This is a genomic window from Streptococcus sp. GMD5S, assembly GCF_000298715.2.
In the GTDB taxonomy this organism is placed as follows: domain Bacteria; phylum Bacillota; class Bacilli; order Lactobacillales; family Streptococcaceae; genus Streptococcus.
Map to the genome: position 1 here is coordinate 53,256 of NZ_AJRG02000008.1, position 21,738 is coordinate 74,993.

Here is a 21,738-nt window from a genome sequence, read left to right on the forward strand (position 1 = left end):
GCTCCTCTATTTCTTTTGTAGTTCCCAGTACTGGATCGCCATAATGGTCTTGGCATCACAGATATGACCTGACTGGATCAGGTTCTTGGCTTCCTCTAGACTTACTTCTAGGACTTCCAAGGTTTCATCATCATCTTGTGGACGAGGATTTTCCACCTTAACCAAATCTCTGGCGAGATAAAGTTTTAGTTTTTCGTTACAAAATCCAATCGCAGAATAGAAATCGTACAACAGTTCTAACTTACCAGTATAGGCAACTTCTTCTTCCAATTCACGAAGGGCCGCCGCCATTGGATCAGCATTTTCACCAAGTTCTAGTTTACCAGCAGGAATCTCATAAGAAACCGCCTCGATAGCCTTTCGGTATTGCTTAACGAGAACGATTTTATCCTCGGCTGTCACAGCTAGTACACAAACAGCTCCATTATGAAAAATTAAGTCACGTTGGGCAGTACCCTTTCCTTCTGGTAGTTCCACCTGGTCTTGTACTAGTTTGAAAATAGGACCTTGATAGATTTCCTTCCGACTAATCGTTTTTTCTTCAAATTCCATGACAAACTCCTACTGGTTCTTGGGATGATGAGGGAGGCGAGTCGCATATTCATCTTTGTTGACCTGACGTCCACGGCCGATAGCAATGGCATCAGCAGGAACATTCTTGGTAATGGTTGAACCCGCTCCAACCAGAGAATTATCCCCAAGTTCTACAGGAGCAATAATAGTTGAGTTTGAGCCAACAAAGACATTATTGCCAATGACAGTTTTATATTTATTTTTGCCATCGTAGTTGACTGTAATAGTTCCTGCACCAAAATTAACGTTGCTACCCACTTCACAGTTTCCAATATAAGTCAAATGACCCGCCTTGGTATTTTCACCAATTGAAGATCCTTTTACTTCAACAAAATTTCCAATGTGAACTTGAGCAGCCAGGCTTGAACCTGGACGAATATGGGCATAAGGGCCAACAGTCACGCCGTCTGCAACTGTACTTTCCTCAATCATAGAGTTGGTAATCACAGCTCCAGCTCCGATAGTGCTATCCACTACATAAGTACCGTTTGTCAAAACAGTCTCAGCACCAATCTTCGTTTGACCTTTCAAGGTAACATTAGCTTCGATTTGGACTTCGGGAGCAATCTCAACATCAATGTCGATGTAAGTTGCTTCAGGATTGACAAAGCTAACACCATTAACCATATGCTTTTGGTTGATACGGCGACGCATCACTGCTTCTGCAGTCGCAAGAGCTACACGGTCATTTACCCCGAGGCTTTCATCAAAATCCTTGAGAGTATAGGCCCCAACCTTCTCACCCGCATTACGGAAAATACCAATCACGTCAGTAATATAGTACTCACCTTGGGCATTGTTGGTGTTGATGTTTTTAAGGGCTTCAAAAAGACGTTCATTGTCAAATACATAAGTTCCTGTATTGATTTCCTTGATTTGTTTTTCAAAGTCTGTGGCATCTTTCTGCTCCACAATGCGAAGAACTTCAGCATTATCATTGCGGACGATACGACCATATCCAAAAGGATCAGCTGCTTCAGCTGTCAAGATCGTCGCCACATTTTTGTGATTGATATGGAAATCCAAAAGGTTTTTCAAGCTTTCACCTGTAATCAGAGGAGTATCTCCAGCGATAACCAATGTGTGGCCTGTACGATTTTGGAGAATAGGCTCTGCCATCATGACAGCATGCCCAGTTCCTAGTTGTTCTGATTGGGTAACAAAGTCTGTCTGACCGGCTAATACTTGCTCAACTAGCTCTGCCTTGTGACCAACTACAGTAACTGTTTTTTCAGGTTGAATAGCACCAACACTACGAAAAACATGTTCCAACATCGAAATTCCAGCTACTTTATGAAGTACCTTTGGAAGATCTGATTTCATGCGAGTACCTTTACCCGCTGCTAAAATAATGGCATAATTTGACATAATCTTCTCTTTTCTCTAGAAATTCCCTTATATTATACCATAATTTAGTTTCTTAGGAGTAAACAAACAGAAAAATAGGGAGAAGACGCCCATATATTCACTTTTTCCGATGTTTTCTTTGATTTTTTTGTCTATTTACGTTAAACTATTTAAATATGAGAAAAAAGATTCATCCAGCTATTATTTTTACTTTATTTACTATATTTATAGCTATTTTGATCCTCAATAGACCAACTTATGAAGACCATCCTATCAAGTCAAAACCCAATGCAGTCCAGGTTGAAAATCAGGCCTTGCATAATCTTGACAAACCTATTATTGACGTCTCTGGCTGGCAAATACCTGAGGAAATCAACTACGATACCTTATCTCAAAATATTTCTGGTGTTATTGTTCGTGTCCACAATGGGGGTCAGCATACTGAAACAAATAATGCCGCCTATGCCAATGGTGTCGATAAAGCCTATATAAATCATATTTCAGAATTTCAAAAACGGAATGTTCCAGTTGCTGTTTATGCCTATCTAGCAGGTACTAGTAAGAAAGAAATGGAAAAAGCTGCTGAGGTTTTCTACAATGCTGCTTCTCCATACAACCCTAGTTACTATTGGCTCGATGTTGAAGAAAAAACAATGTCCGATATGAATGAAGGTGTTGAAGCTTTTAGGGCTAAACTAGAAGCCCTTGGCGCCAAAAATATCGGAATTTACATCGGTGTTTATTTTATGCAAGAGCATAGTATCAATACAGATAAGTTCTCTGCTGTCTGGATTCCATCTTATGGAACGAATTCAGGCTACTTTGAAACCACGCCTAATACAGATTTAGACTATGACCTCCATCAGTATACTTCAAAAGGAAGAATTGCTGGATTTGAGCATCATTTAGATATTAATCTCATTTCTACCTTGAAGGAAAAAGAAGAAACCTTCAGAAAACTATTTTTAAGACCATAAAACAAGTGAAAATTGCTCTCTTTTTCACTTGTTTTTTCATTTTCTTCTCGTCTGTGTTATAATTGATAGGATAGAGAAAGAATTTTATGAAATTGAGGATTTTATGATGTTTTCATGGATTGCAAGAGTTATTAAAGGAATCGTCATCGCCTTAGGATTTATCCTACCTGGAATTTCTGGTGGTGTTCTGGCAGCTATTTTGGGAATTTACGAGCGAATGATTTCTTTTCTGGCTCATCCCTTTAAAGATTTTAAAGCGAATGTCCTATACTTTATTCCAGTAGCAATTGGGATGTTGCTAGGCATTGGTTTGTTTTCTTATCCAATCGAGTATCTGCTAGCAAATTACCAAGTCTATGTTTTATGGAGTTTTGCTGGAGCTATCATCGGTACAGTGCCTAGCCTCCTTAAAGAATCTACTCGGGAATCTGATCGGGATAAGATTGACCTAGTCTGGTTCTGGACCACCTTTATCCTTTCAGGTGTCGGGCTCTACGCGCTAAATTTTGTTGTTGGTTCTCTCAGTGCTGGTTTCGCTAGTTTCATCTTAGCGGGTGCTCTTTTAGCTCTAGGTGTCTTGGTGCCTGGTTTAAGTCCGTCAAACCTACTCTTGATTTTAGGGCTGTACGCTCCAATGCTAACTGGCTTTAAGACCTTTGATTTATTCGGAACCTTCCTTCCTATTGGGATTGGTGCAGGAGCAACACTCATCATTTTTTCAAAATTAATGGACCACGCCTTGAACAACTACCACTCCCGTGTTTATCACTTTATTATTGGGATTGTGCTGTCAAGCACCCTCTTGATTTTGATTCCAAATGCTGGAAGTGCTGAAAGTATCCAATACACTGGACTTTCTATTGTGAGCTATGTTCTCGTCGCCTTCTTCTTTGCGCTTGGCATTTGGCTTGGTATCTGGATGAGTCAATTGGAGGATAAATATAAATAATGGCAAAGAAAGTTAAGATTAAAAAAACCTTGGTCGAACAAATCTTGACCAAGGCGGGTATTGACCATACTGGTATACAAATCAACGCGCTTGAGGGAGAACTTCCTTCAGAATATGATCGAACTCATATCTTTAAAACCTTGGCTCTATTAGGGGACAAAACGGGGCCAATCATCGGAATCGTTCCCATAACAGAACACCTCGCTGAGAAAAAACTAGCAAAGGTTTCTGGTAATAAAAAAGTCAGCATGATTCCTCAAAAAGACCTAGAAAAAACGACAGGCTATATTCATGGGGCTAATAACCCCGTCGGCATTCGCCAAAAACACAATTATCCTATTTTTATTGATCAGACTGCTTTGGATTTGGACCAAATGATTGTCTCTGCTGGAGAAGTTGGGCATAGTATTATCATCCGACCTCAAGACTTAGCCAGTTTTGTAAAAGCGGACTTTGCTGATATCTTGGAGGAAAGTAAGTAATGAAACTCTATTTTGTCCGTCATGGTCGCACCCTCTGGAATCTTGAAGGACGTTTTCAAGGTGCTAGTGGTGACTCTCCCCTTCTTCCAGAGTCCATTGACACACTAAAACAACTGGGGCAGTATCTTAAGGAAATTCCTTTTGATACGATTTATTCTAGTGATTTACCCAGAGCCGTTAAATCTGCTGAAATTATCCAAAGTCAACTCCTAGCCCCTTGTCCTTTAAAGAGCATTCCTAACCTACGTGAATGGCAACTTGGCAAACTAGAGGGATTAAAAATTGCTACGCTCAATGCCATCTACCCACAACAAATCAAGGCCTTTCGCTCTAATCTGGCTCAGTTTGATACGAGGATGTTTGAAGCCGAATCTCTCTACTCTACGACTCAGCGAACCATTCAGTTTATCAAATCTCTGAAAGAAAGTCCGGCTGAAAGAATTCTGATTGTCGGGCATGGGGCCAATCTCACTGCTAGCCTTCGTACACTTTTAGGCTATAAAGAGGCTCACCTTCGCAAAGATGGAGGCTTGGCAAATGCTAGTCTGACAGTTTTAGAGACCGATGATTTTGAAATCTTCACTCTGGAAAGATGGAATGACACTTCCTATCAAAGAAAATAATGGAACTTGATCTTAATAGTCAAGTTCTTTTTAGTTTTCAAAGAATATCCGTGAATTTCTCTGCTATTTATGATAAAATGGGAGTATCGCAAAAAATGACTCATCGTATCAAATTTTGAGTAAAATTAGGAGGAACCCATGTCTACAGAACATATGGAAGAACTAAATGACCAGCAGATCGTTCGCCGTGAAAAAATGGCTGCGCTCCGTGAACAAGGAATCGATCCCTTCGGAAAACGTTTTGAACGTACTGCTAACTCACAAGAGCTTAAAGACAAATTTGCAGAACTTGATAAAGAACAATTACATGAATTAAATGAAACTGCTACTATCGCTGGACGCTTAGTAACCAAACGTGGAAAAGGGAAAGTCGGCTTTGCCCATCTTCAAGACCGAGAAGGTCAAATCCAAATCTACGTTCGTAAAGATGCTGTTGGTGAAGAAAACTACGAAATCTTCAAAAAAGCAGACCTCGGTGACTTCCTTGGTGTCGAAGGTGAAGTCATGCGTACAGATATGGGAGAACTTTCTATCAAGGCAACTCACATCACACACTTGTCTAAAGCACTTCGCCCACTTCCAGAGAAATTCCACGGTTTGACAGACGTTGAAACCATCTATCGTAAACGTTACCTTGACTTGATTTCTAACCGCGAAAGCTTCGAACGTTTTGTTACTCGTTCAAAAATCATCTCTGAAATCCGTCGTTATCTAGATCAAAAAGGCTTCCTTGAAGTGGAAACACCTGTCCTTCATAATGAAGCCGGTGGTGCTGCTGCTCGTCCATTTATCACTCACCACAATGCCCAAAACATTGACATGGTGCTTCGTATCGCGACTGAGCTTCACTTGAAACGCCTTATCGTTGGTGGTATGGAACGTGTCTATGAAATTGGCCGTATCTTCCGTAACGAAGGAATGGACGCTACTCACAACCCTGAATTCACTTCTATCGAAGTTTACCAAGCTTATGCAGACTTCCAAGATATCATGGATTTGACGGAAGGTATTATCCAACACGCTGCTAAGGTAGTTAAGGGTGATGGTCCAGTTAACTACCAGGGCACTGAAATTAAGATCAACGAACCATTTAAACGTGTTCACATGGTGGATGCTATCAAAGAAATTACTGGTGTTGATTTCTGGCAAGATATGACTTTCGAAGAAGCTAAAGCTATCGCTGCTGAGAAGAAAGTTCCAGTTGAGAAACACTACACTGAAGTTGGTCACATCATCAATGCCTTCTTTGAAGAGTTCGTCGAAGAAACCTTGATCCAACCAACCTTTGTCTATGGACATCCAGTAGCAGTATCTCCACTCGCGAAGAAGAATCCTGAAGACGAACGCTTTACTGACCGTTTCGAGCTCTTCATCATGACTAAGGAGTACGGTAATGCCTTTACTGAGTTGAACGACCCAATCGACCAGCTCAGCCGTTTTGAAGCTCAAGCTAAAGCTAAAGAGCTTGGTGATGATGAAGCAACTGGTATTGACTACGACTACATTGAAGCCCTTGAATACGGTATGCCACCAACAGGTGGTTTGGGTATCGGTATCGACCGTCTCTGCATGCTCCTCACTGATACAACTACTATCCGTGATGTATTGCTCTTCCCAACAATGAAATAATACTCTTCGAAAATCTCTTCAAACCGCGTCAGCATTTCCTTGCCGTATGTATGGTTACTGACTTCGTCAGTTATATCCACAACCTCAAAACAGTGTTTTGAGAAGCCTGCAGCTAGCTTCCTAGTTTGCTCTTTGATTTTCATTGAGTATAAGCTCTTATCCTCTGGTACTTTCCAGAGGATTTTTCAATGCAAAAAGAGACTGAGGAAAAACTCAATCTCTTTTCTTATTCTTGATTTTTAACTTGACTGGTGGCTACATCTTCCCCAAACCATTTCTGGCTGATTTCCTGAAATTTTCCTTCTTGGTATAGTGAGATAAAGGCTTGATTCAGAGCAGCTAGCAAGGTTTTATCAGCAGGTCTAACACCCACTGCAAAAGCTTCACTTTCAAATCCAGCTGAAAAGACATTGTAGTCATTTAATATTCCTTCAGACTGGAGATAATAATTGGCATATACCCGGTCAATCAACAAGGCATCAATCCGATCGTTTTTCAAATCAATTAAGGCTTCATTGAAACTTTGGTATTGATTGGCCTTCTGGTCTTTCACTCGATTCTTGAGTAGTTCGGGTTGTCCTTCAAAATTCAAATATCCAGAAGATCCAGCCTGGGCCCCTAAAACTTTGTCAGTCATATCCTGAACTGAGTGGATGTTTTGAGACTTTTTAGAGACCAAAACTTGTTGATTTTCCATGTAAGGAATGGTAAAAGCAACCTTCTCTTTCCGTTCATCTGTTGCTGTATAGCCATTCCAGATGGCATCAATGGTACCATTTTGTAGCTCGGTTTCTTTCATATCCCAGTCGATGGGTTGAAATTTAATCTGAATTCCTAGCTTTTCGGAAACAGCTTGGGCCAGGTCAATATCAAAGCCTGCATACTGGCCATTCTTTTCCTCAAATCCCATAGGAACAAAGGTATTGTCAAAGCCAATGGTAATGCTTCCCTGCTTTTGATATTTGGCCCAATTATCCTGATTTGGATCACTTGCCTTCTGAGTACAAGCCGTCAGGAAGAAGCTAAAGAACAGAGCAAGTACAAGGGCAATTTTCTTTCTCTTCATAGGCACCTCCTAGTCCTACTTTGGATCAACCTTAAGAATCTGATCAGCAATGTTTTCCGCAAACTGAAGATCGTGGGTCACAACAATCTGGGTCATCCCACGCTCTTTATTTTGAAGGATAAGTTTTTCTACTTCTAATCGCAATTCTGGATCTAAGGCTGATGTAGGCTCATCATATCCAATAATTTCTGGGTTTATCATCATAGCGCGAGCTAAGGCCACCCGTTGTTTTTGCCCACCTGAAAGTGAGAACGGAAAGGCATCTGCATGTCCTGCTAACCCAAGTTGTTCTAACAAACCACGCGCCTTCTTCTCAGCAACTTCCTTGTCCATACCCGTCGTTTTTATCGGCGACAAGGTTAAGTTATCTAGAACTGACAAATGCGGAAAGAGTTGAAAATCTTGGAAAACAAATCCCAGAAGATTGCGCTTTTCTAGTTCGTCTATAGCTAGCGATTCGCCGTTATAGTAGATTTCCCCCGAATCGATGGTTTCCAGTCCAGCTAGCATACGTAATAGGGTTGTCTTTCCGCCTCCTGATGGACCTACGATTGCAAGGATTTGCTTTTCAGGAATTGATAGGCTGAAATTGGTTAAGATTTGTTTGCCACCAAAGGCCTTGTTGATGTTTCGTAATTCTAACATAGCAATCCTCCTATCTGTAATAACTGTACTTCTTCTCAAGTTTTTTCGCTACAATGGTTACAAGACCAATCATAATCAAATAAATCGCTCCAGCTAAAAACATAGGAACAAGACTAGCATCTCGATTGGCTGCTGTACGACTAGCCAAAATCAAATCTGAAATCCCCAAAGCATAGACCAAAGAAGTATCCTTGACCAAACTCATGATTTCATTAAAAACACTCGGTAAGACAATCTTTGTAACCTGAGGAAGAATGATATAGCGCACTGTGTCAAATGGACTAAACTTCAAGACTTTAGCAGCTTCATACTGCCCTTTAGGAATGGTTTCAATCCCTCCACGAAAAATTTCAGCAAAGTAGGCTGCATAGTTCAGTACAAAAGCAATCACAGCAGCAGGCAAACGATCTAAACGTATCCCAATGCTAGGAAGAACATAGTAAATAAAGATTAATTGCAAGAGCAAGGGAGTCCCTCGCATCACCCAAATATAAAGGTCAATCAGATAATGGAGGGGTTTCCAGCGGACTTGTAAAGCAAAGGCAACGACAATACCTAAAGGAATTGAAAAAATCAAGACCAGAGCAAAGACTTGAAGTGTCATACTTGCACCGTTCAATAAACTTGGTAATATCTCAAACATATAAGACATACTGCACCTCCTAAAAATTATTGTTCCTATTATAGCATAAATAAACAATTTAGCAAGGGTTTTTGTAAAAAAATTCTATAATTCTTGAACTATACACCTTTATATATGAAATAAGAGCGAAATATCATCTTACAGAATTCAAAGAATTATAAGGATTCTAGACGATAATATAGGGTTAACTTCTAATTCTGATAGAACAATGATCAAATTTTTTTAACAAATATCTATAAAGATTTCATTGATACAGAACTATGTTTTCTCTCATTCACTTCTTACCTCTAGAGATATAAAAAAAGAACCACTTTATAAGAATAGTATCATTTCTACTATCCATACAAGTGGCTCTTTGATGATGCCATAGCAAAGGCATCAAGATTTTTCAACTAGATTATTTAACTTTTTTGAAACGGAATAAGAGAATGGAACCAAATGCAAGTACTACTCCTACAACAGTAAGCAAGATAGTCATTTCAGATGTACCAGTATTTGGTAGTTCTTTAGTTTCTCCTGGTTGTTTAGGTTTGTTATCTGAAGAACCCGGAGTCTCAGCAGCATAAGTATTTGTGATGGTTGGATTATTACCTGTAACTGTTGCTACAAGTTGACCTTGACCATTGTCTACAACTTTTACTGTTACTGTATAAGCATTTTTATCATAAGTTACACCAGCTTCACCACCATCTTTTTCAGTGATAGTATACGTGTGAGTTCCTGCAGCAGTGTATTCAATCGCTGGGAAAGCAACTGTTCCGTCTGCAGCATTCTTAGCTGTAGCTACAAGTTTGTCGCCTTCTTTCAATTCAAATTCATATTTATCTGCCTCAAGAGTTTTACCATTTAGGACTTTTTTAGCAGTAATTGAAGTTGTTGCAGATTTAACAGAATACGAATTTACAAAAACTTTATTGTCATATTTAACACTTGCAAACTTCTCACCATAAACATCTGTTACAGTAACTTCTGCGTTAATGGTCTTATCATCGTAAGCAAAACCTGGTTTTTGATCATTAACTTCTTTGATTTGATACTTATAAGTACCCACTGTAGAGAATTTAACGGCTTTAAATTTCACTTTGCCATCTTTATCATTCTTAACAGTTTCCACAACTGATCCGTTTGGATCAAGTAGTTGGAAGCTAAATTCTTCAGCAGCTAAGTCTTTTCCTTTTAACTGCTTAGAAACCTCAAATGAAACTTCTGTAGAACGTGAACCTGAACTAATACCTTCAGTTGTGGTTAATGGTGCAAAACCTTCTACATCAAAGTTTTCAGTTGAAGTCGTAATTTTAACGTTATTGAAAGCTTTCTTTGTTGTATTATCAACTGGTGCGGTGATACGAGTCTTATAAACTACATACAAACCTTGATTGGTTAGATCACCATTACCATTTGGAGTAATAGTGAAGTGATTAGAATCTTGAACAACAATGTGACTTGGATTCAAAAGAGGATGATGCTCATCTTTACCCCATTCAGTAAAGTAGTAACCTGTAATCTCACTAGCTAATACTTGTCCTTCAGGGATTGTATCTTGAATCGAAACACCTTCATAAGGATTGGCATATTTGTTTACGCGAATATACCAATTAATATAATTTGGATCGTTCGTATCTTGAACTCCCCATTTAGTGAATCCTGTTAGATCCTCATCTGGAACAATACGAGTCAAATTGTATACTCCTGCTCCAGGAATGTCGATTGGATACGATTTATTGAGTTCAACATTATCAGCCCATACAACAGTAAATAAGGCCGAAATTTGTTTCTCTTCAGGTAAGTTAGAAAAATAATCTTCGTTACTTACCGTTACAGTCGCTGTATTTGCAGACTTATTTGTCGTTAACTCAGCAACCTTAGTGACTCCATCGTTACCAAAGATTTCAGTAGTTGAATCTGATTCAATTTTGAATTCATTTGGAACTTTATAAACCATAAAGTCACCATTCTTCAACGTTGTTGAGTTGTCGAATTTGTAAGTGGTTTGAAGGTAAAATTTCCCTTCACCATACTCTGCACCATCAACTAACTTATTATTGTTAATTGTCGGTACTGTCGTTAGCGTATAGCTACTAGATGATAGTTCAGCAGCTTTAACCACATTGCTAGTTCTTAGTACTGGGATAAATACTGAAGCTACTAACAATAGCGCCATGAATGCATGAGAAAGTTTTTTATTAATCTTTTTCACAACATTTGCCTCCTTTATTTTTGGGGATAGATTCCCCTATTTATTATTATATATTCTTATATAAATTTGTCAAGTATTTCATAGTAGTTCGATGTTCAAACCATACCTTTAAACTCTTATTTTATAGGGTGTAGCAGGCTTTCATCGTTCAAAACTTCATCTAAATTAGCTATAAGAAGCTCTAACATTTATATTATATTAGTAAAAAAGAAAAGACCTATGAGGTCTTTCAAATCATTCATTTAAAGTCATTCGTTTCTGTTAATAAGATTTTACAAAAATTAGAAATCCTTAAAGTGTTTCTAAGAGTTCTTGCATTTGAACATCATCTGGAACGAGTTTTAAATAAGCTTCAGCTTGCACTTTGGCTTCTTCAAAATATCCCAATTCACGTAGGAGATAAGTATACTGCTCCAGAAATTCAGGATTATCCTTGAGATCAAGCGATAGTTCCTGATAGAGCTCATAGGCCTTATCTAAATCCTCGATTTCCTGGTAAGAACGGGCAATCATCCACTTGGTCAAGAGATTTTCAGGTTCTTGACTTTGGAGAGCGATGATATCTTCATACCGCTCTTGTTCCATATAAATGGTTGCAAGGCGAAGGAAAATTTCTTCTGTATCCTCTGCATCTTCTTTTGCAGTAAGAAGAAACTGCTCAGCACCACTAGGATCATGTAATTCATACGAAAACTGTGAAGCAGCTAGTAAGAGCCGAGTTTCAAACGGATTTTTCTCCAAACCTTGTTTAACGATACGAAGGGCCTCTTCCACCTGATGTTCCTTGTACAAGGCTTGACTATAACCATACTCATATCCTTCAAAATCAGGTGAGATGGTATCAATCTGCTTAAAGTAAAGAACAGATTTTTGATACTCTTCCTGATCAAAGTAAAGACTAGCCAGTTCAAAGGCAGTTTGGTCATCGTATTCTAATTCTAAAGCTTTTTCTAAGAATTCAGTTGCAGCTTCAAACTTACCTAACTGGGCATAAGCGTAGCCAATTCGCTGATAGGTTGAGACACCCGTTTGCTCATAGATGGAGCGATTGTCTAATTGAGCATAGCCCTGAATAGCTTCCTGATAATTTCCTAGCTCGCTATCCAACTCAGCCAAACCAAAAACTAATAAGGCATCATCTGAGTAGTTTAAGGCTTCCAGTAACTTTTCACGTGCTACATCTGTCAATCCTTCCAACTGATAGAGGTCTGCCTTCAAGGCCAAGGCCGATACGTACCAGTCACTTTCGGGTGTGATTTCCTCAAGGTAAGCAAAGGCTTCCTCAACATTGCCATCCTCACTAGCAATGCTGGCTAAGTTCAGATTCACTTCTGCAAATTCTGTAACGATATGTTGGTAAATTTCTTTTGCTTGAGGATAAAAGCCAACTCCCTCTAGATAGTTTGCTAGTTCGTAAAGAACCTCACTTGAATCTGTTTCGAGGGCTTTGTGAAAATACTGATCCGCTTTGGTTAAATTCTGTTCATCCAAAGCCTGGAGCATACGTTGACTATTGTTCACTTTTGATTTCCTCCCCTTCTTCTTCATACAGACCGCTAACTTTTTTGTACCAGTTAAAGATAGCTGAAATAACGACCTTGGCAGAGGCATAGACAGGGATTCCCAGCAAGACTCCCCAAATACCAAACATAGAACCTGAAGTTAGGAGAACAAAGAGGACATTGATTGGATGAATGTTTAGCTGACTACCTAAAATAAGCGGAGAAACGAAGCGACCTTCAATCGTTTGTTCAACAATAAAGACAATAATCACTTTCAAAAGCATGACAGGCCCCGCTATTAAGCCCAAAACCAAAGCAGGCAACATCGCTAGAAAACTACCCAGGTAAGGTACTAGATTGAGGATACCAGCCGTAATTCCAAGAGTCACAGCATATCTGAGACCAATAATCTTAAAGAAGATAATAAACATAATTGCCACGATAATAGCAACTGTAACCTGTCCTCTAACATAGTTTGACAACTGTTTATTAACATCTGACAAAACTTGTCCGACAGGTTCTTTTAACTTGTTTGGGATGAATTTAGTCAGGTAATCTCGCAAGCCTTTCCCATCTCTCAAAAGATAAAAGAGCATGAAGGGTACGATAATAACCGCAACAATGACCTGGGAAACGCTACTGATAAAGGCGCTAACCCAGTTAACAGCTTGAGAAGAGATTTTGCTGGCCCACATGGTCGCCTCACTAGAAACATTGGAAAGAACCTGCTCCAACTGTGGTCTAAAATCATCTGGCAAGCGTTTGGTTACAAGGTCATTGATCACCTTATCAGCATCTTCCAGGTATGTCGGCACATTCTTCGCAAAATTTAAGACTTGACGTTGCAGATTAGGAATTGCGACTGCCAGCCCCCAAATGATAAAGAGTCCAATAACAACAAAAACAATACTAATGGCAAGGACACGATTGATCTTGTGCTTCTCCATCCAGTCAACAATCGGATTGAGGAGGTAATAAAGTAAACCAGATAAAATAACTGGCAACATGACAACTCCTAGAAAATCCAAAACTGGTAAAAAAATAAAACTAATCTTACTTAGAATAAAAATGTTTAGCCCCAGTAACAAAGTTACTAAAAATACAGTGATGGCTTTATTATCTAAAAACCACTTAAAAAACCAAGATAGGCTAAAATGTTTCTCTTTATGTTCCATAAATACATCCTTTCTGTCATTCTCTCATTATACCATTTTTAGACTAAAATAACTCTTTTTTAAAGTGCTTACATGGATGAATCTGATGCTTCATGACTGCCATTTTGTGGTATAATGAACTTATCATTATTAAGAGGTATGGACATGAAAGAAACTGTTTATTTTGGAACTTACACTCGTCGCTTATCTAAAGGGATTTACAAGGCAGATTTTGATACAGAAACAGGCCAGCTTGCAAATCTTGAACTCTTTGCTGCTGAACCAAGTCCGACCTACCTTGCCTTTGACCAACAGCAACACTTATACACTGTAGGGAGCCAGGATGGCTTAGGTGGAATCGCTGCTTACAAGACAGATGGCGCTTTGCTAAATCATGTGGTTGAAGAAGGCGCTCCCCATTGTTATGTGGCAGTGGATGAAAAGCGTGGTCTCGTTTATGGGGCCAACTATCATAAAGGTCAAGTTCTCGTTTATAAACGTCAAACGGATGGTAGCCTCATCCAAACAGATCTAGATCAGCATAGTGGACAAGGTCCTCATGAAAACCAAACTTCCCCACATGTACACTTTACGGATCTAACACCTGACCAGTACCTCGTCACCTGTGATCTAGGTACGGATGAAGTAACGACCTACGATGTTAGTTCAGAAGGAAAACTAAGTAAGCTCCACACTTATCACGGCCAAGCTGGAGCAGGTGCTCGCCACATCGTTTTCCACCACCACTATAAGATTGCCTATCTCATCTGCGAACTTAATAGCACTATCGAGGTCTTGATTTATGATGGGGTCGGTGAATTTGAACGCATGCAAGTCATTTCAACCTTACCAGATGGATACGAAGGCTTCAATGCTACTGCTGCCATTCGTCTTTCAAAAGATGGCAAATACCTCTATGCATCTAACCGAGGTCATGATTCCATTGCAGTCTATACAATCCTCGCTGATGGTAGCTTGGAATTATTAGAGATTGTACCAAGTCATGGTAAAAATCCACGTGATTTCGACCTAACTCCTGATCAAGAGTTTCTCATTGCTGTTCATCAAGATTCTGATAACGCAACCGTCTTTAAACGCAATCCTAAAAGTGGTCGTCTTGCAGAACTTTCTAACGACTTTCATGTCCCTGAAGCAGTCTGCATCAACTTCCCACATTAAAAAAAATGAACTTGAGTTTCAAGTTCATTTTTTTATAGTCTATTTCCGACATTGATACGGTTGATAGCACGTTGCAATGCGATTTTTGCACGACGCTCTTGGTCAATCAAATGCTTGTCATGGGCTTCTTCGATTTCTCGTTCAGCGCGAAGTTTTGCACGTTCAGCACGACTGATATCGATATCACGAGCACGCTCTGCTGAGTCTGCTACAATGGTAATGATATCATTAGCAATCTCGATAATTCCTCCGTTCACTGCAATCCAGTTTACATGAGTATCATCATCGATACGTTTTACCTTCACTTCATCAACCGCTAAAACCGCAATCATATTTTCATGTCGTGGCAAGATCCCCATCTCACCATCCAGAGTTCGTACCGATACAAAGCTGGCATGGTGATCATAGACGAGGCCATCTGGTGTCACGATCTGGACAGTTAAATGAGCCATAGATCACCTCTTAAAATCCCATTTTCTCTGCCTTAGCAATGACGTCTTCGATTGAACCGACACCACGGAAGGCATCTTCTGGTAGCTGGTCATGTTTTCCTTCAAGGATTTCCTTAAAGCCACGAACTGTTTCCGCTACTGGCACATAAGAACCAGGTTGACCAGTAAATTGTTCTGCAACGTTAAAGTTTTGAGACAAGAAGAACTGGATACGACGGGCACGAGCAACCAAGGTCTTTTCTTCATCAGAGAGTTCATCCATACCAAGGATAGCAATGATATCTTGCAATTCATGGTAACGTTGAAGAACACGTTTAACTTCCGCAGCTACAGCATAGTGCTCCTCACCAACAATCTCAGGTGCCAAGGCACGAGAGCTTGAAGCCAGTGGGTCAACGGCTGGGTAAATCCCCAACTGTACCAACTTACGTTCCAAGTTAGTCGTTGAATCCAAGTGAGCGAAGGCTGTTGCTGGCGCTGGGTCAGTATAGTCATCCGCAGGCACATAGATGGCTTGGATAGAGGTTACAGAACCCTTCTTAGTTGACGTGATACGCTCTTGCAATTGACCCATTTCTGTAGCAAGTGTTGGTTGGTATCCAACGGCTGATGGCATCCGACCCAAAAGGGCAGATACTTCTGAACCAGCCTGAGTGAAACGGAAGATATTGTCAATAAAGAGAAGCACGTCTTGGCCTTCTACATCACGGAAGTATTCAGCGATTGTCAAGCCAGTAAGGGCAACACGCATACGTGCTCCTGGTGGTTCATTCATCTGACCAAATACCATTGCTGTTTTCTCGATAACGCCTGATTCTTTCATTTCCCAGTAAAGGTCGTTCCCTTCACGAGTACGTTCCCCAACACCGGTAAATACGGAAATACCCCCATGTTCTTGGGCAATGTTGTGAATCAATTCTTGGATTAAGACGGTTTTACCAACTCCGGCACCACCGAAGAGTCCGACTTTCCCCCCTTTAAGGTATGGGGCAAGAAGGTCGATAACCTTAATCCCAGTTTCAAGAATTTCAGAAGAGGTAGACAATTCATCAAAAGTTGGAGCTTTTTTATGAATTGGCTGACGCTCAGCGTCTTCAGCAAAAGGAGCATCCAAGTCAATGGTATCTCCCAAAACATTGAAGACACGTCCCAAAGTTTCTTTACCTACTGGAACCGAGATTGGACGACCTGTGTCCAAAACTTCCATTCCACGAGTCAAACCATCTGTTGATTCCATGGCGATCGTACGGACCATACCATCACCCAACTCCAAGGCTACTTCAAGGACGATTTTTGTTTTTCTTTCGTCATTTTTGTAGACGACAAGTGCATTGTTAATCTCAGGAAGTGGTTCCCCAGCTGCAAACAAAACGTCTACAACGGGTCCGATAACCTGAGCAATTTTACCTGAACTCATCTCCTTCTCCTATTCTATATAAGATACTGTCGGTTCCTAGCTCAACTAGGTCCTAATACTCTTCGAAAATCTCTTCAAACCACGTCAGCGTCGCCTTACCGTACTCAAGTACAGCCTGCGGCTAGCTTCCTAGTTTGCTCTTTAATTTTCATTGAGTATAAGTTCATTTTGATACGAGGGAGGCAAAGCCTTATTCTAAGGCACTAGCCCCCGCTACGATTTCTGTAATTTCTTGTGTAATCGCCGCCTGTCTGGCACGGTTATACTGGATAGTCAAATCATTGATAACTTTCTTGGCATTATCAGTCGCTGTCTGCATAGCTGTCATACCTGCGGCATTTTCAGCTGTCTTGGCATCGATAATAGCCCCGTAAATCATACTTTCGGCATACTGTGGCAACAACTGCTCTAGAATCTCATCACGGCTCGTTTCCAACTCAAAGGTTAAGCTATACTCCTCATCTGCTTCATTTGGATCGAGGTCAACAATCGGAAGCATTTGCTCCACACGCATTTGGCTGGTAAGCGTATTGACGTGGTGATTATAGCAAACATAAAGTTCATCAAAGAGTTCATTTTGGTACATCTCAATCGTTTTTGAAATAATTTTACGAACTTCATCAAAACTTGGTTGGTCGGCCAAGCCCCGCAATTCATAGATTGGTTGAATGCCACGAGCCTTAAAGAAATCAGCCCCCATACCACCAATACAGATAACTTCAAAGTCATCACCATTTGGATGATATTCTTCTTTCAGCTCCATCACAGCTTTAAGGATGGAAGCATTATAACCTCCAACCAAGCCACGGTCTGAAGTAATAACGATATAGCCTGTTTTCTTAACTGGACGACTAATGAGCATTGGATTGGTAGAGCCACCAGATCCGTTACCATGTAGAATATCCGTCAAAAGCTTACGAACCTTCTGAGCATAAACTTGAAAATTGCGTGCTGCTTCTTCAGAGCGACCTAACTTGGCAGCCGATACCATTTGCATGGCATTAGTGATTTGACTAGTATTTTTTGTTGAGGCGATTTTTGTTTTAATATCATTTAGAGATACTGCCATCTGACACCTCTATTCTTATTGGAAGCTGGATTGATTGAGAAACTCTGTAATCGCAGCATCCAAGACTGCTTCTTCTGGCAAGTCTTTTGTTTCACGAATGGTTTCCAAAATCTCTGGATGTTGTGCATCAAAGAAGGCATGGAACTCTTCCTCAAAACGAACAATGTCATTTACAGGAACTGTATCCAAGAATCCGTGTGTCAAAGCATACAGGATCGTCACTTGTTTCTCAACAGGCAAAGGCTTGTGAACAGGTTGTTTCAATACTTCTACCGTACGACGACCACGATTCAACTTAGCTTGAGTAGCCGCATCCAAGTCCGAACCGAACTTAGTGAAGGCTTCTAACTCACGGTATGAAGCAAGGTCGATACGAAGAGTACCAGCAACCTTCTTCATGGCTTTAATCTGAGCAGAACCACCTACACGAGATACAGATGAACCCGCATCAATAGCTGGGCGAATACCTGCGTTAAAGAGTCCATCTCCAAGGAAGATTTGTCCGTCAGTGATAGAAATCACGTTGGTTGCGATATAGGCAGAGATATCTCCTGCTTGCGTCTCAATAAATGGTAGGGCTGTGATTGATCCACCACCAAGCTCGTCAGAAACTTTGGCTGAGCGCTCAAGCAAACGGCTGTGAAGGTAGAAGACATCCCCTGGGAAGGCCTCACGACCTGGTGGACGACGGAGCAAGAGAGAAAGTTCACGATAAGCTACCGCTTGTTTAGATAGGTCATCATAAACGATCAAAACATGCTTGCCTTGGTACATGAATTCTTCTGCCATAGCGACCCCTGCATATGGAGCAAGGAAGAGTAATGGAGAAGGTTGTGAAGCTGAGGCTGTCACAACGATTGTGTAATCCAAGGCACCGTACTGACGAAGTGTTTCTACTTGTGTACGAACTGTTGATTCTTTTTGTCCAATCGCTACATAGATACATATCATATCTTGCCCTTTTTGGTTCAAGATGGTATCGATTGCAATGGTTGTTTTCCCTGTCTGACGGTCACCAATGATCAGCTCACGCTGACCACGACCAATCGGTACAAGGGCGTCAATAGCTTTCAAACCTGTTTGCAATGGTTCTGATACAGACTTACGCTCCATAACACCAGGAGCTGGTGCTTCTACTGGACGAGTCTTGTCAGTATGGATTTCTCCGAGACCATCAACGGGACGACCAAGTGGATCCACAACACGTCCAATCAAGTTATCACCGACAGGAACTTCCATGATTTTACCCGTGCGACGGATAGTGTCTCCTTCACGGATATCCGTGAAGTCACCGAGAATGATGATCCCAACGTCTGTTGATTCCAAGTTTTGCGCCATACCATAAGAGCCGTTTTCAAAAATCAAGAGCTCTCCACTCATGGCATTTTCAAGGCCGTGGGCACGCGCAATACCGTCCCCGATATAGGTTACAACACCAGTTTCAGTCACATCAAAAATGGGTTTGAAATTTTCAATTTGTTGCTTAATTAAAGCGCTGATTTCTTGTGCGTTAATTGCCAAAAGAACACCACTTTCTATTTCAAATTTTCTTTAACAACACGAAGTTGCTGTTTAATACTCACATCAATTGTCTTGTGATTGGCAAAAATGACAAAACCACCAATGAGACTTTCATCGATTTGTTCTTTGATAGTCCGAACTTTCAGAGACATTTTTTTCTCAATCAAAGGAAGCAATCGCGCCTTCTGGTCATCTGTTAATGGATGAGCGGAGGCAATCGTTACTTCAAATCGATTCGTTTCTTTTTCAAGTCGACTCAAACAATCTACAATTACTTCATAAAATAAATTTGCTCTGTGATTGTATAGCAGCACCTGAAAAAAGTTTTGCATTAATGGTGACACTGAGTCTTGGAAGAAACGAACGGTTTTTTCCTTATCCGACTCACCTACTGCCACTTGACCTAAAAAAGAAGGCAAGTCTGTTTCTTCTGCGACTTGCTTGATTTGAGCTAAGTCAGAAAAGATACGGTCTTCTTCTCCCTTTTCAATCACCAATTGGACAAAAGGCATGCTGTATTTTTCAATTACCTTTACTGTCTTTTTGTCCATTAAGCTTCTCCTAGCTGATCGATGTACTGATCAATGAGTTCTTTATGGGCTTGTCCGTCAAGGTTTTGTGAGATGATTTTACCAGCGAGACTAATCGTCAAATCTGCTACCTCACCCTTAACGCTTTGTAAAGCTTCCGCTTTATTTTGAGCAATTTCTTGGTTAGCTTTTTCTTTCAAGCGTCCTGCTTCCAGTTTCGCCTCAGCCAAGATGTCAGCTCTACTTTTCTCAGCTGTTTCCTTTGCATTCTCGATAATTGTCTTAGCTTCCGAACGGCTACCTGCCAACTCAGCTTCACGTTTGCTAGCGAGTTCTTCGGCCTTCTTACGGGCAGCTTCTGCTCCGTCAATATCTGAAGAAATTTTTTCAGCACGTTCATCTAAAATATTGGTAAGATTTCCCCAGGCATATTTTTTCACTAAAAAAATTAATAAAAGGAAGGAACCAGCGATAAGAATAAAGTCACCAATAATGGTACTAATAGTTAAATCCATCTTCTAATCCTCCTCTACTTACTCTTCCCCAGCATTTATCTTCTTACCAATGTACATCGATGACAACATGGTAAAGACATAGGCTTGAATACATGAAATGAAAATCGAAAAGGCTGTCCATAACATGTTTGCGATAAAGGCAAAAGGATACCAATACAAAGCATTTTGTGACAAGGCTAATAGCAATCCAGCTAAGACCTCACCGGCAAAAATATTTCCGTAGATCCGAATCGCCAAGGAAGCAAAATTGGTGAACTCTTCTAAAATGTTCATCGGAGTCATAAAGCCAGGTGTAACAAATGCTCTCAAATATTCTTTAACGCCTCTACGACGAACTCCTTCTACATGGGCGATCAAAGTGATCAAGAATGATAGGGATAAATCGTATCCAAGGTTGGCTGTTGGGGAAGTCCACAAGTTATAACCGTTTGTTGTTTGTACTTTTGCCATTAAGCCGATATTATTGGCAACCAAGATAAACAGAAATAGAGAAAACAGAAATAAGGAATAATCCTTGATGTATGATTCTCCAATGTTTGGTTTGGTAAAACCAATCACAAAGTCGTAAATCATCTCAAGAGCATTTTGTTTGCCCTTTGGACGGATGGTCATTTTACGACTTGCCCAGTAGACAAAGGCAAAAACCATCAAAACAGTTACAAGAGACATGGCAAGCAGGGTCAAATCAAAGGATATTGGTCCAATATTAACGGTTGGATTCAAACTTTCTTCCATGGTTTGACACCTCCATTTCTAAATAGAGTTGTCTATTTAATGACAAATGACATCGCCAAGGTTACAAAGAATGTTCCTTCGATAAAGGCAATCCCCATGATCATCAAACTACGCAATTGTGGGATGATGTCTGGTTGGCGTGCTGCAGACTTGAACAAACCGTTCATCAAAAATCCTTCTGCAAGGGATACACCCATACAGGCAAGACATAGACCGAAAAATGTTAAATTCATGATGAATTCTCCTTTTTATTTAAATTTACTTCCTTAGTTTAGTCCTAAAATTTGTTTTTGTCAACTTTTTACTAACATTGAAAGCGTTTCATATGATTTATTTCTATTTTTGCTGTTTTTACCCCATTCTATAGAAAGTTTTTCCATTTTAGATTGCGAATTTTTCTTGATTTTACTCTATTTTCTGAAACAAACTGAAAAATCCAAGTTAAGAACTTGGATCGATTCATTTTATTTAAAATAGTAGGAATAGTGTTGTTTACAACCTGGATTAAATGGTGCACTGCAGTAAGGACAAGC

22 protein-coding genes are annotated in these 21,738 nt (G+C 40.2%); 6 read left to right on the plus strand and 16 right to left on the minus strand.

Annotation, left to right across the window (positions count from 1 at the left end; all coding sequences use genetic code 11):
- Positions 1–6: 6 nt before the first annotated feature.
- The gene (locus tag GMD5S_RS0205395) at positions 7–552 is read right to left on the minus strand and encodes an NUDIX hydrolase (protein ID WP_000393796.1); all 546 of its coding nucleotides are present in this window, start codon (positions 550–552) and stop codon (positions 7–9) included.
- A gap of 9 nt (positions 553–561) precedes the next feature.
- Positions 562–1,941, minus strand: coding sequence for a bifunctional UDP-N-acetylglucosamine diphosphorylase/glucosamine-1-phosphate N-acetyltransferase GlmU (gene glmU, locus GMD5S_RS0205400; RefSeq protein ID WP_000073757.1), 1,380 nt, complete (start codon positions 1,939–1,941; stop codon positions 562–564).
- Between the two features lie 155 nt (positions 1,942–2,096).
- Between glmU and GMD5S_RS0205405 the strand changes: the two genes are divergently transcribed.
- The 5 genes from GMD5S_RS0205405 (at position 2,097) to lysS (ending at position 6,580) form a co-directional block, all read left to right on the plus strand.
- Positions 2,097–2,897 (plus strand): glycoside hydrolase family 25 protein, encoded by an 801-nt coding sequence (locus tag GMD5S_RS0205405; protein WP_001227570.1) that lies wholly within the window; start codon positions 2,097–2,099, stop codon positions 2,895–2,897.
- Between the two features lie 106 nt (positions 2,898–3,003).
- Positions 3,004–3,846 (plus strand): DUF368 domain-containing protein, encoded by an 843-nt coding sequence (locus GMD5S_RS0205410; protein ID WP_008289179.1) that lies wholly within the window; start codon positions 3,004–3,006, stop codon positions 3,844–3,846.
- Positions 3,846–4,328 carry an aminoacyl-tRNA deacylase gene (locus GMD5S_RS0205415; RefSeq protein ID WP_001085910.1) on the plus strand — a complete coding sequence of 161 codons (483 nt, stop codon included), beginning with the start codon at positions 3,846–3,848 and terminating at the stop codon, positions 4,326–4,328. Before GMD5S_RS0205410 ends, GMD5S_RS0205415 begins: the two co-directional genes overlap by 1 nt.
- Positions 4,328–4,951 carry a histidine phosphatase family protein gene (locus GMD5S_RS0205420; RefSeq protein WP_000780804.1) on the plus strand — a complete coding sequence of 208 codons (624 nt, stop codon included), beginning with the start codon at positions 4,328–4,330 and terminating at the stop codon, positions 4,949–4,951. The genes GMD5S_RS0205415 and GMD5S_RS0205420 overlap by 1 nt, the downstream gene beginning before the upstream one ends.
- A gap of 138 nt (positions 4,952–5,089) precedes the next feature.
- Positions 5,090–6,580 (plus strand): lysine--tRNA ligase, encoded by a 1,491-nt coding sequence (gene lysS, locus GMD5S_RS0205430; RefSeq protein ID WP_000102437.1) that lies wholly within the window; start codon positions 5,090–5,092, stop codon positions 6,578–6,580.
- 226 nt (positions 6,581–6,806) lie between these two features.
- Here lysS and GMD5S_RS0205440 read toward each other — a convergent pair whose 3' ends face one another.
- The 6 genes from GMD5S_RS0205440 to GMD5S_RS0205465 form a co-directional block, all read right to left on the minus strand.
- Positions 6,807–7,646 carry an amino acid ABC transporter substrate-binding protein gene (locus GMD5S_RS0205440; protein ID WP_000823418.1) on the minus strand — a complete coding sequence of 280 codons (840 nt, stop codon included), beginning with the start codon at positions 7,644–7,646 and terminating at the stop codon, positions 6,807–6,809.
- Positions 7,647–7,661: 15 nt separating this feature from the next.
- Positions 7,662–8,291, minus strand: a complete 630-nt coding sequence (locus GMD5S_RS0205445) for an amino acid ABC transporter ATP-binding protein (protein ID WP_000891746.1) — start codon at positions 8,289–8,291, stop codon at positions 7,662–7,664.
- A 10-nt stretch (positions 8,292–8,301) separates the two neighbouring features.
- Positions 8,302–8,943: an amino acid ABC transporter permease gene (locus tag GMD5S_RS0205450; RefSeq protein ID WP_000121156.1), complete on the minus strand. Its 642-nt coding sequence runs from the start codon at positions 8,941–8,943 to the stop codon at positions 8,302–8,304.
- A 388-nt stretch (positions 8,944–9,331) separates the two neighbouring features.
- On the minus strand, positions 9,332–11,131 hold the full coding sequence (locus GMD5S_RS0205455) for a Spy0128 family protein (protein ID WP_000723555.1): 1,800 nt from the start codon (positions 11,129–11,131) through the stop codon (positions 9,332–9,334).
- Between the two features lie 291 nt (positions 11,132–11,422).
- Entirely contained in the window at positions 11,423–12,652 is a 1,230-nt protein-coding gene (locus GMD5S_RS0205460) for a tetratricopeptide repeat protein (protein WP_001065986.1), read from the minus strand.
- Entirely contained in the window at positions 12,642–13,808 is a 1,167-nt protein-coding gene (locus tag GMD5S_RS0205465; protein WP_000400296.1) for an AI-2E family transporter, read from the minus strand. The genes GMD5S_RS0205460 and GMD5S_RS0205465 overlap by 11 nt, the downstream gene beginning before the upstream one ends.
- A gap of 144 nt (positions 13,809–13,952) precedes the next feature.
- On the opposite strand from GMD5S_RS0205465, the gene GMD5S_RS0205470 reads away from it, so the two are divergent.
- Positions 13,953–14,966 carry a lactonase family protein gene (locus tag GMD5S_RS0205470; RefSeq protein ID WP_000665601.1) on the plus strand — a complete coding sequence of 338 codons (1,014 nt, stop codon included), beginning with the start codon at positions 13,953–13,955 and terminating at the stop codon, positions 14,964–14,966.
- Between the two features lie 32 nt (positions 14,967–14,998).
- Here the strand turns inward: GMD5S_RS0205470 and GMD5S_RS0205475 are convergent, their stop codons facing one another.
- From GMD5S_RS0205475 to GMD5S_RS0205510, 8 genes are all read right to left on the minus strand, one after another.
- Positions 14,999–15,418, minus strand: a complete 420-nt coding sequence (locus tag GMD5S_RS0205475) for a F0F1 ATP synthase subunit epsilon (protein ID WP_000940836.1) — start codon at positions 15,416–15,418, stop codon at positions 14,999–15,001.
- A gap of 10 nt (positions 15,419–15,428) precedes the next feature.
- A complete protein-coding gene (gene atpD / locus GMD5S_RS0205480; protein WP_000094367.1) occupies positions 15,429–16,835 on the minus strand; it encodes a F0F1 ATP synthase subunit beta in 1,407 nt (468 codons plus the stop codon).
- A gap of 190 nt (positions 16,836–17,025) precedes the next feature.
- Positions 17,026–17,904, minus strand: a complete 879-nt coding sequence (locus GMD5S_RS0205485; RefSeq protein ID WP_000301234.1) for a F0F1 ATP synthase subunit gamma — start codon at positions 17,902–17,904, stop codon at positions 17,026–17,028.
- Positions 17,905–17,919: 15 nt separating this feature from the next.
- Complete coding sequence (gene atpA / locus GMD5S_RS0205490) at positions 17,920–19,425, minus strand: F0F1 ATP synthase subunit alpha (RefSeq protein WP_000996615.1); 1,506 nt, start codon at positions 19,423–19,425, stop codon at positions 17,920–17,922.
- 14 nt (positions 19,426–19,439) lie between these two features.
- On the minus strand, positions 19,440–19,976 hold the full coding sequence (locus tag GMD5S_RS0205495) for a F0F1 ATP synthase subunit delta (protein WP_000359021.1): 537 nt from the start codon (positions 19,974–19,976) through the stop codon (positions 19,440–19,442).
- Positions 19,976–20,470 carry a F0F1 ATP synthase subunit B gene (gene atpF / locus GMD5S_RS0205500; RefSeq protein WP_000366311.1) on the minus strand — a complete coding sequence of 165 codons (495 nt, stop codon included), beginning with the start codon at positions 20,468–20,470 and terminating at the stop codon, positions 19,976–19,978. Before atpF ends, GMD5S_RS0205495 begins: the two co-directional genes overlap by 1 nt.
- 18 nt (positions 20,471–20,488) lie before the next feature.
- The gene (atpB, locus tag GMD5S_RS0205505; protein ID WP_000392937.1) at positions 20,489–21,205 is read right to left on the minus strand and encodes a F0F1 ATP synthase subunit A; all 717 of its coding nucleotides are present in this window, start codon (positions 21,203–21,205) and stop codon (positions 20,489–20,491) included.
- Between the two features lie 32 nt (positions 21,206–21,237).
- Positions 21,238–21,438, minus strand: coding sequence for a F0F1 ATP synthase subunit C (locus GMD5S_RS0205510; RefSeq protein WP_001054551.1), 201 nt, complete (start codon positions 21,436–21,438; stop codon positions 21,238–21,240).
- Positions 21,439–21,738: the final 300 nt, after the last annotated feature.

Coding starts and splice junctions, on each gene's coding strand:
- GMD5S_RS0205450 (WP_000121156.1), bottom strand. CDS start 8,943: ATGTCTTATATGTTTGAGATATTACCAAGTTTATTGAACGGTGCAAGT.
- GMD5S_RS0205420 (WP_000780804.1), top strand. CDS start 4,328: ATGAAACTCTATTTTGTCCGTCATGGTCGCACCCTCTGGAATCTTGAA.
- GMD5S_RS0205510 (WP_001054551.1), bottom strand. CDS start 21,438: ATGAATTTAACATTTTTCGGTCTATGTCTTGCCTGTATGGGTGTATCC.
- GMD5S_RS0205410 (WP_008289179.1), top strand. CDS start 3,004: ATGTTTTCATGGATTGCAAGAGTTATTAAAGGAATCGTCATCGCCTTA.
- lysS (WP_000102437.1), top strand. CDS start 5,090: ATGTCTACAGAACATATGGAAGAACTAAATGACCAGCAGATCGTTCGC.
- glmU (WP_000073757.1), bottom strand. CDS start 1,941: ATGTCAAATTATGCCATTATTTTAGCAGCGGGTAAAGGTACTCGCATG.
- GMD5S_RS0205395 (WP_000393796.1), bottom strand. CDS start 552: ATGGAATTTGAAGAAAAAACGATTAGTCGGAAGGAAATCTATCAAGGT.
- GMD5S_RS0205485 (WP_000301234.1), bottom strand. CDS start 17,904: ATGGCAGTATCTCTAAATGATATTAAAACAAAAATCGCCTCAACAAAA.
- GMD5S_RS0205445 (WP_000891746.1), bottom strand. CDS start 8,291: ATGTTAGAATTACGAAACATCAACAAGGCCTTTGGTGGCAAACAAATC.
- GMD5S_RS0205405 (WP_001227570.1), top strand. CDS start 2,097: ATGAGAAAAAAGATTCATCCAGCTATTATTTTTACTTTATTTACTATA.
- atpD (WP_000094367.1), bottom strand. CDS start 16,835: ATGAGTTCAGGTAAAATTGCTCAGGTTATCGGACCCGTTGTAGACGTT.
- GMD5S_RS0205440 (WP_000823418.1), bottom strand. CDS start 7,646: ATGAAGAGAAAGAAAATTGCCCTTGTACTTGCTCTGTTCTTTAGCTTC.
- GMD5S_RS0205495 (WP_000359021.1), bottom strand. CDS start 19,976: ATGGACAAAAAGACAGTAAAGGTAATTGAAAAATACAGCATGCCTTTT.
- GMD5S_RS0205415 (WP_001085910.1), top strand. CDS start 3,846: ATGGCAAAGAAAGTTAAGATTAAAAAAACCTTGGTCGAACAAATCTTG.
- GMD5S_RS0205465 (WP_000400296.1), bottom strand. CDS start 13,808: ATGGAACATAAAGAGAAACATTTTAGCCTATCTTGGTTTTTTAAGTGG.
- GMD5S_RS0205470 (WP_000665601.1), top strand. CDS start 13,953: ATGAAAGAAACTGTTTATTTTGGAACTTACACTCGTCGCTTATCTAAA.
- GMD5S_RS0205475 (WP_000940836.1), bottom strand. CDS start 15,418: ATGGCTCATTTAACTGTCCAGATCGTGACACCAGATGGCCTCGTCTAT.
- atpF (WP_000366311.1), bottom strand. CDS start 20,470: ATGGATTTAACTATTAGTACCATTATTGGTGACTTTATTCTTATCGCT.
- atpB (WP_000392937.1), bottom strand. CDS start 21,205: ATGGAAGAAAGTTTGAATCCAACCGTTAATATTGGACCAATATCCTTT.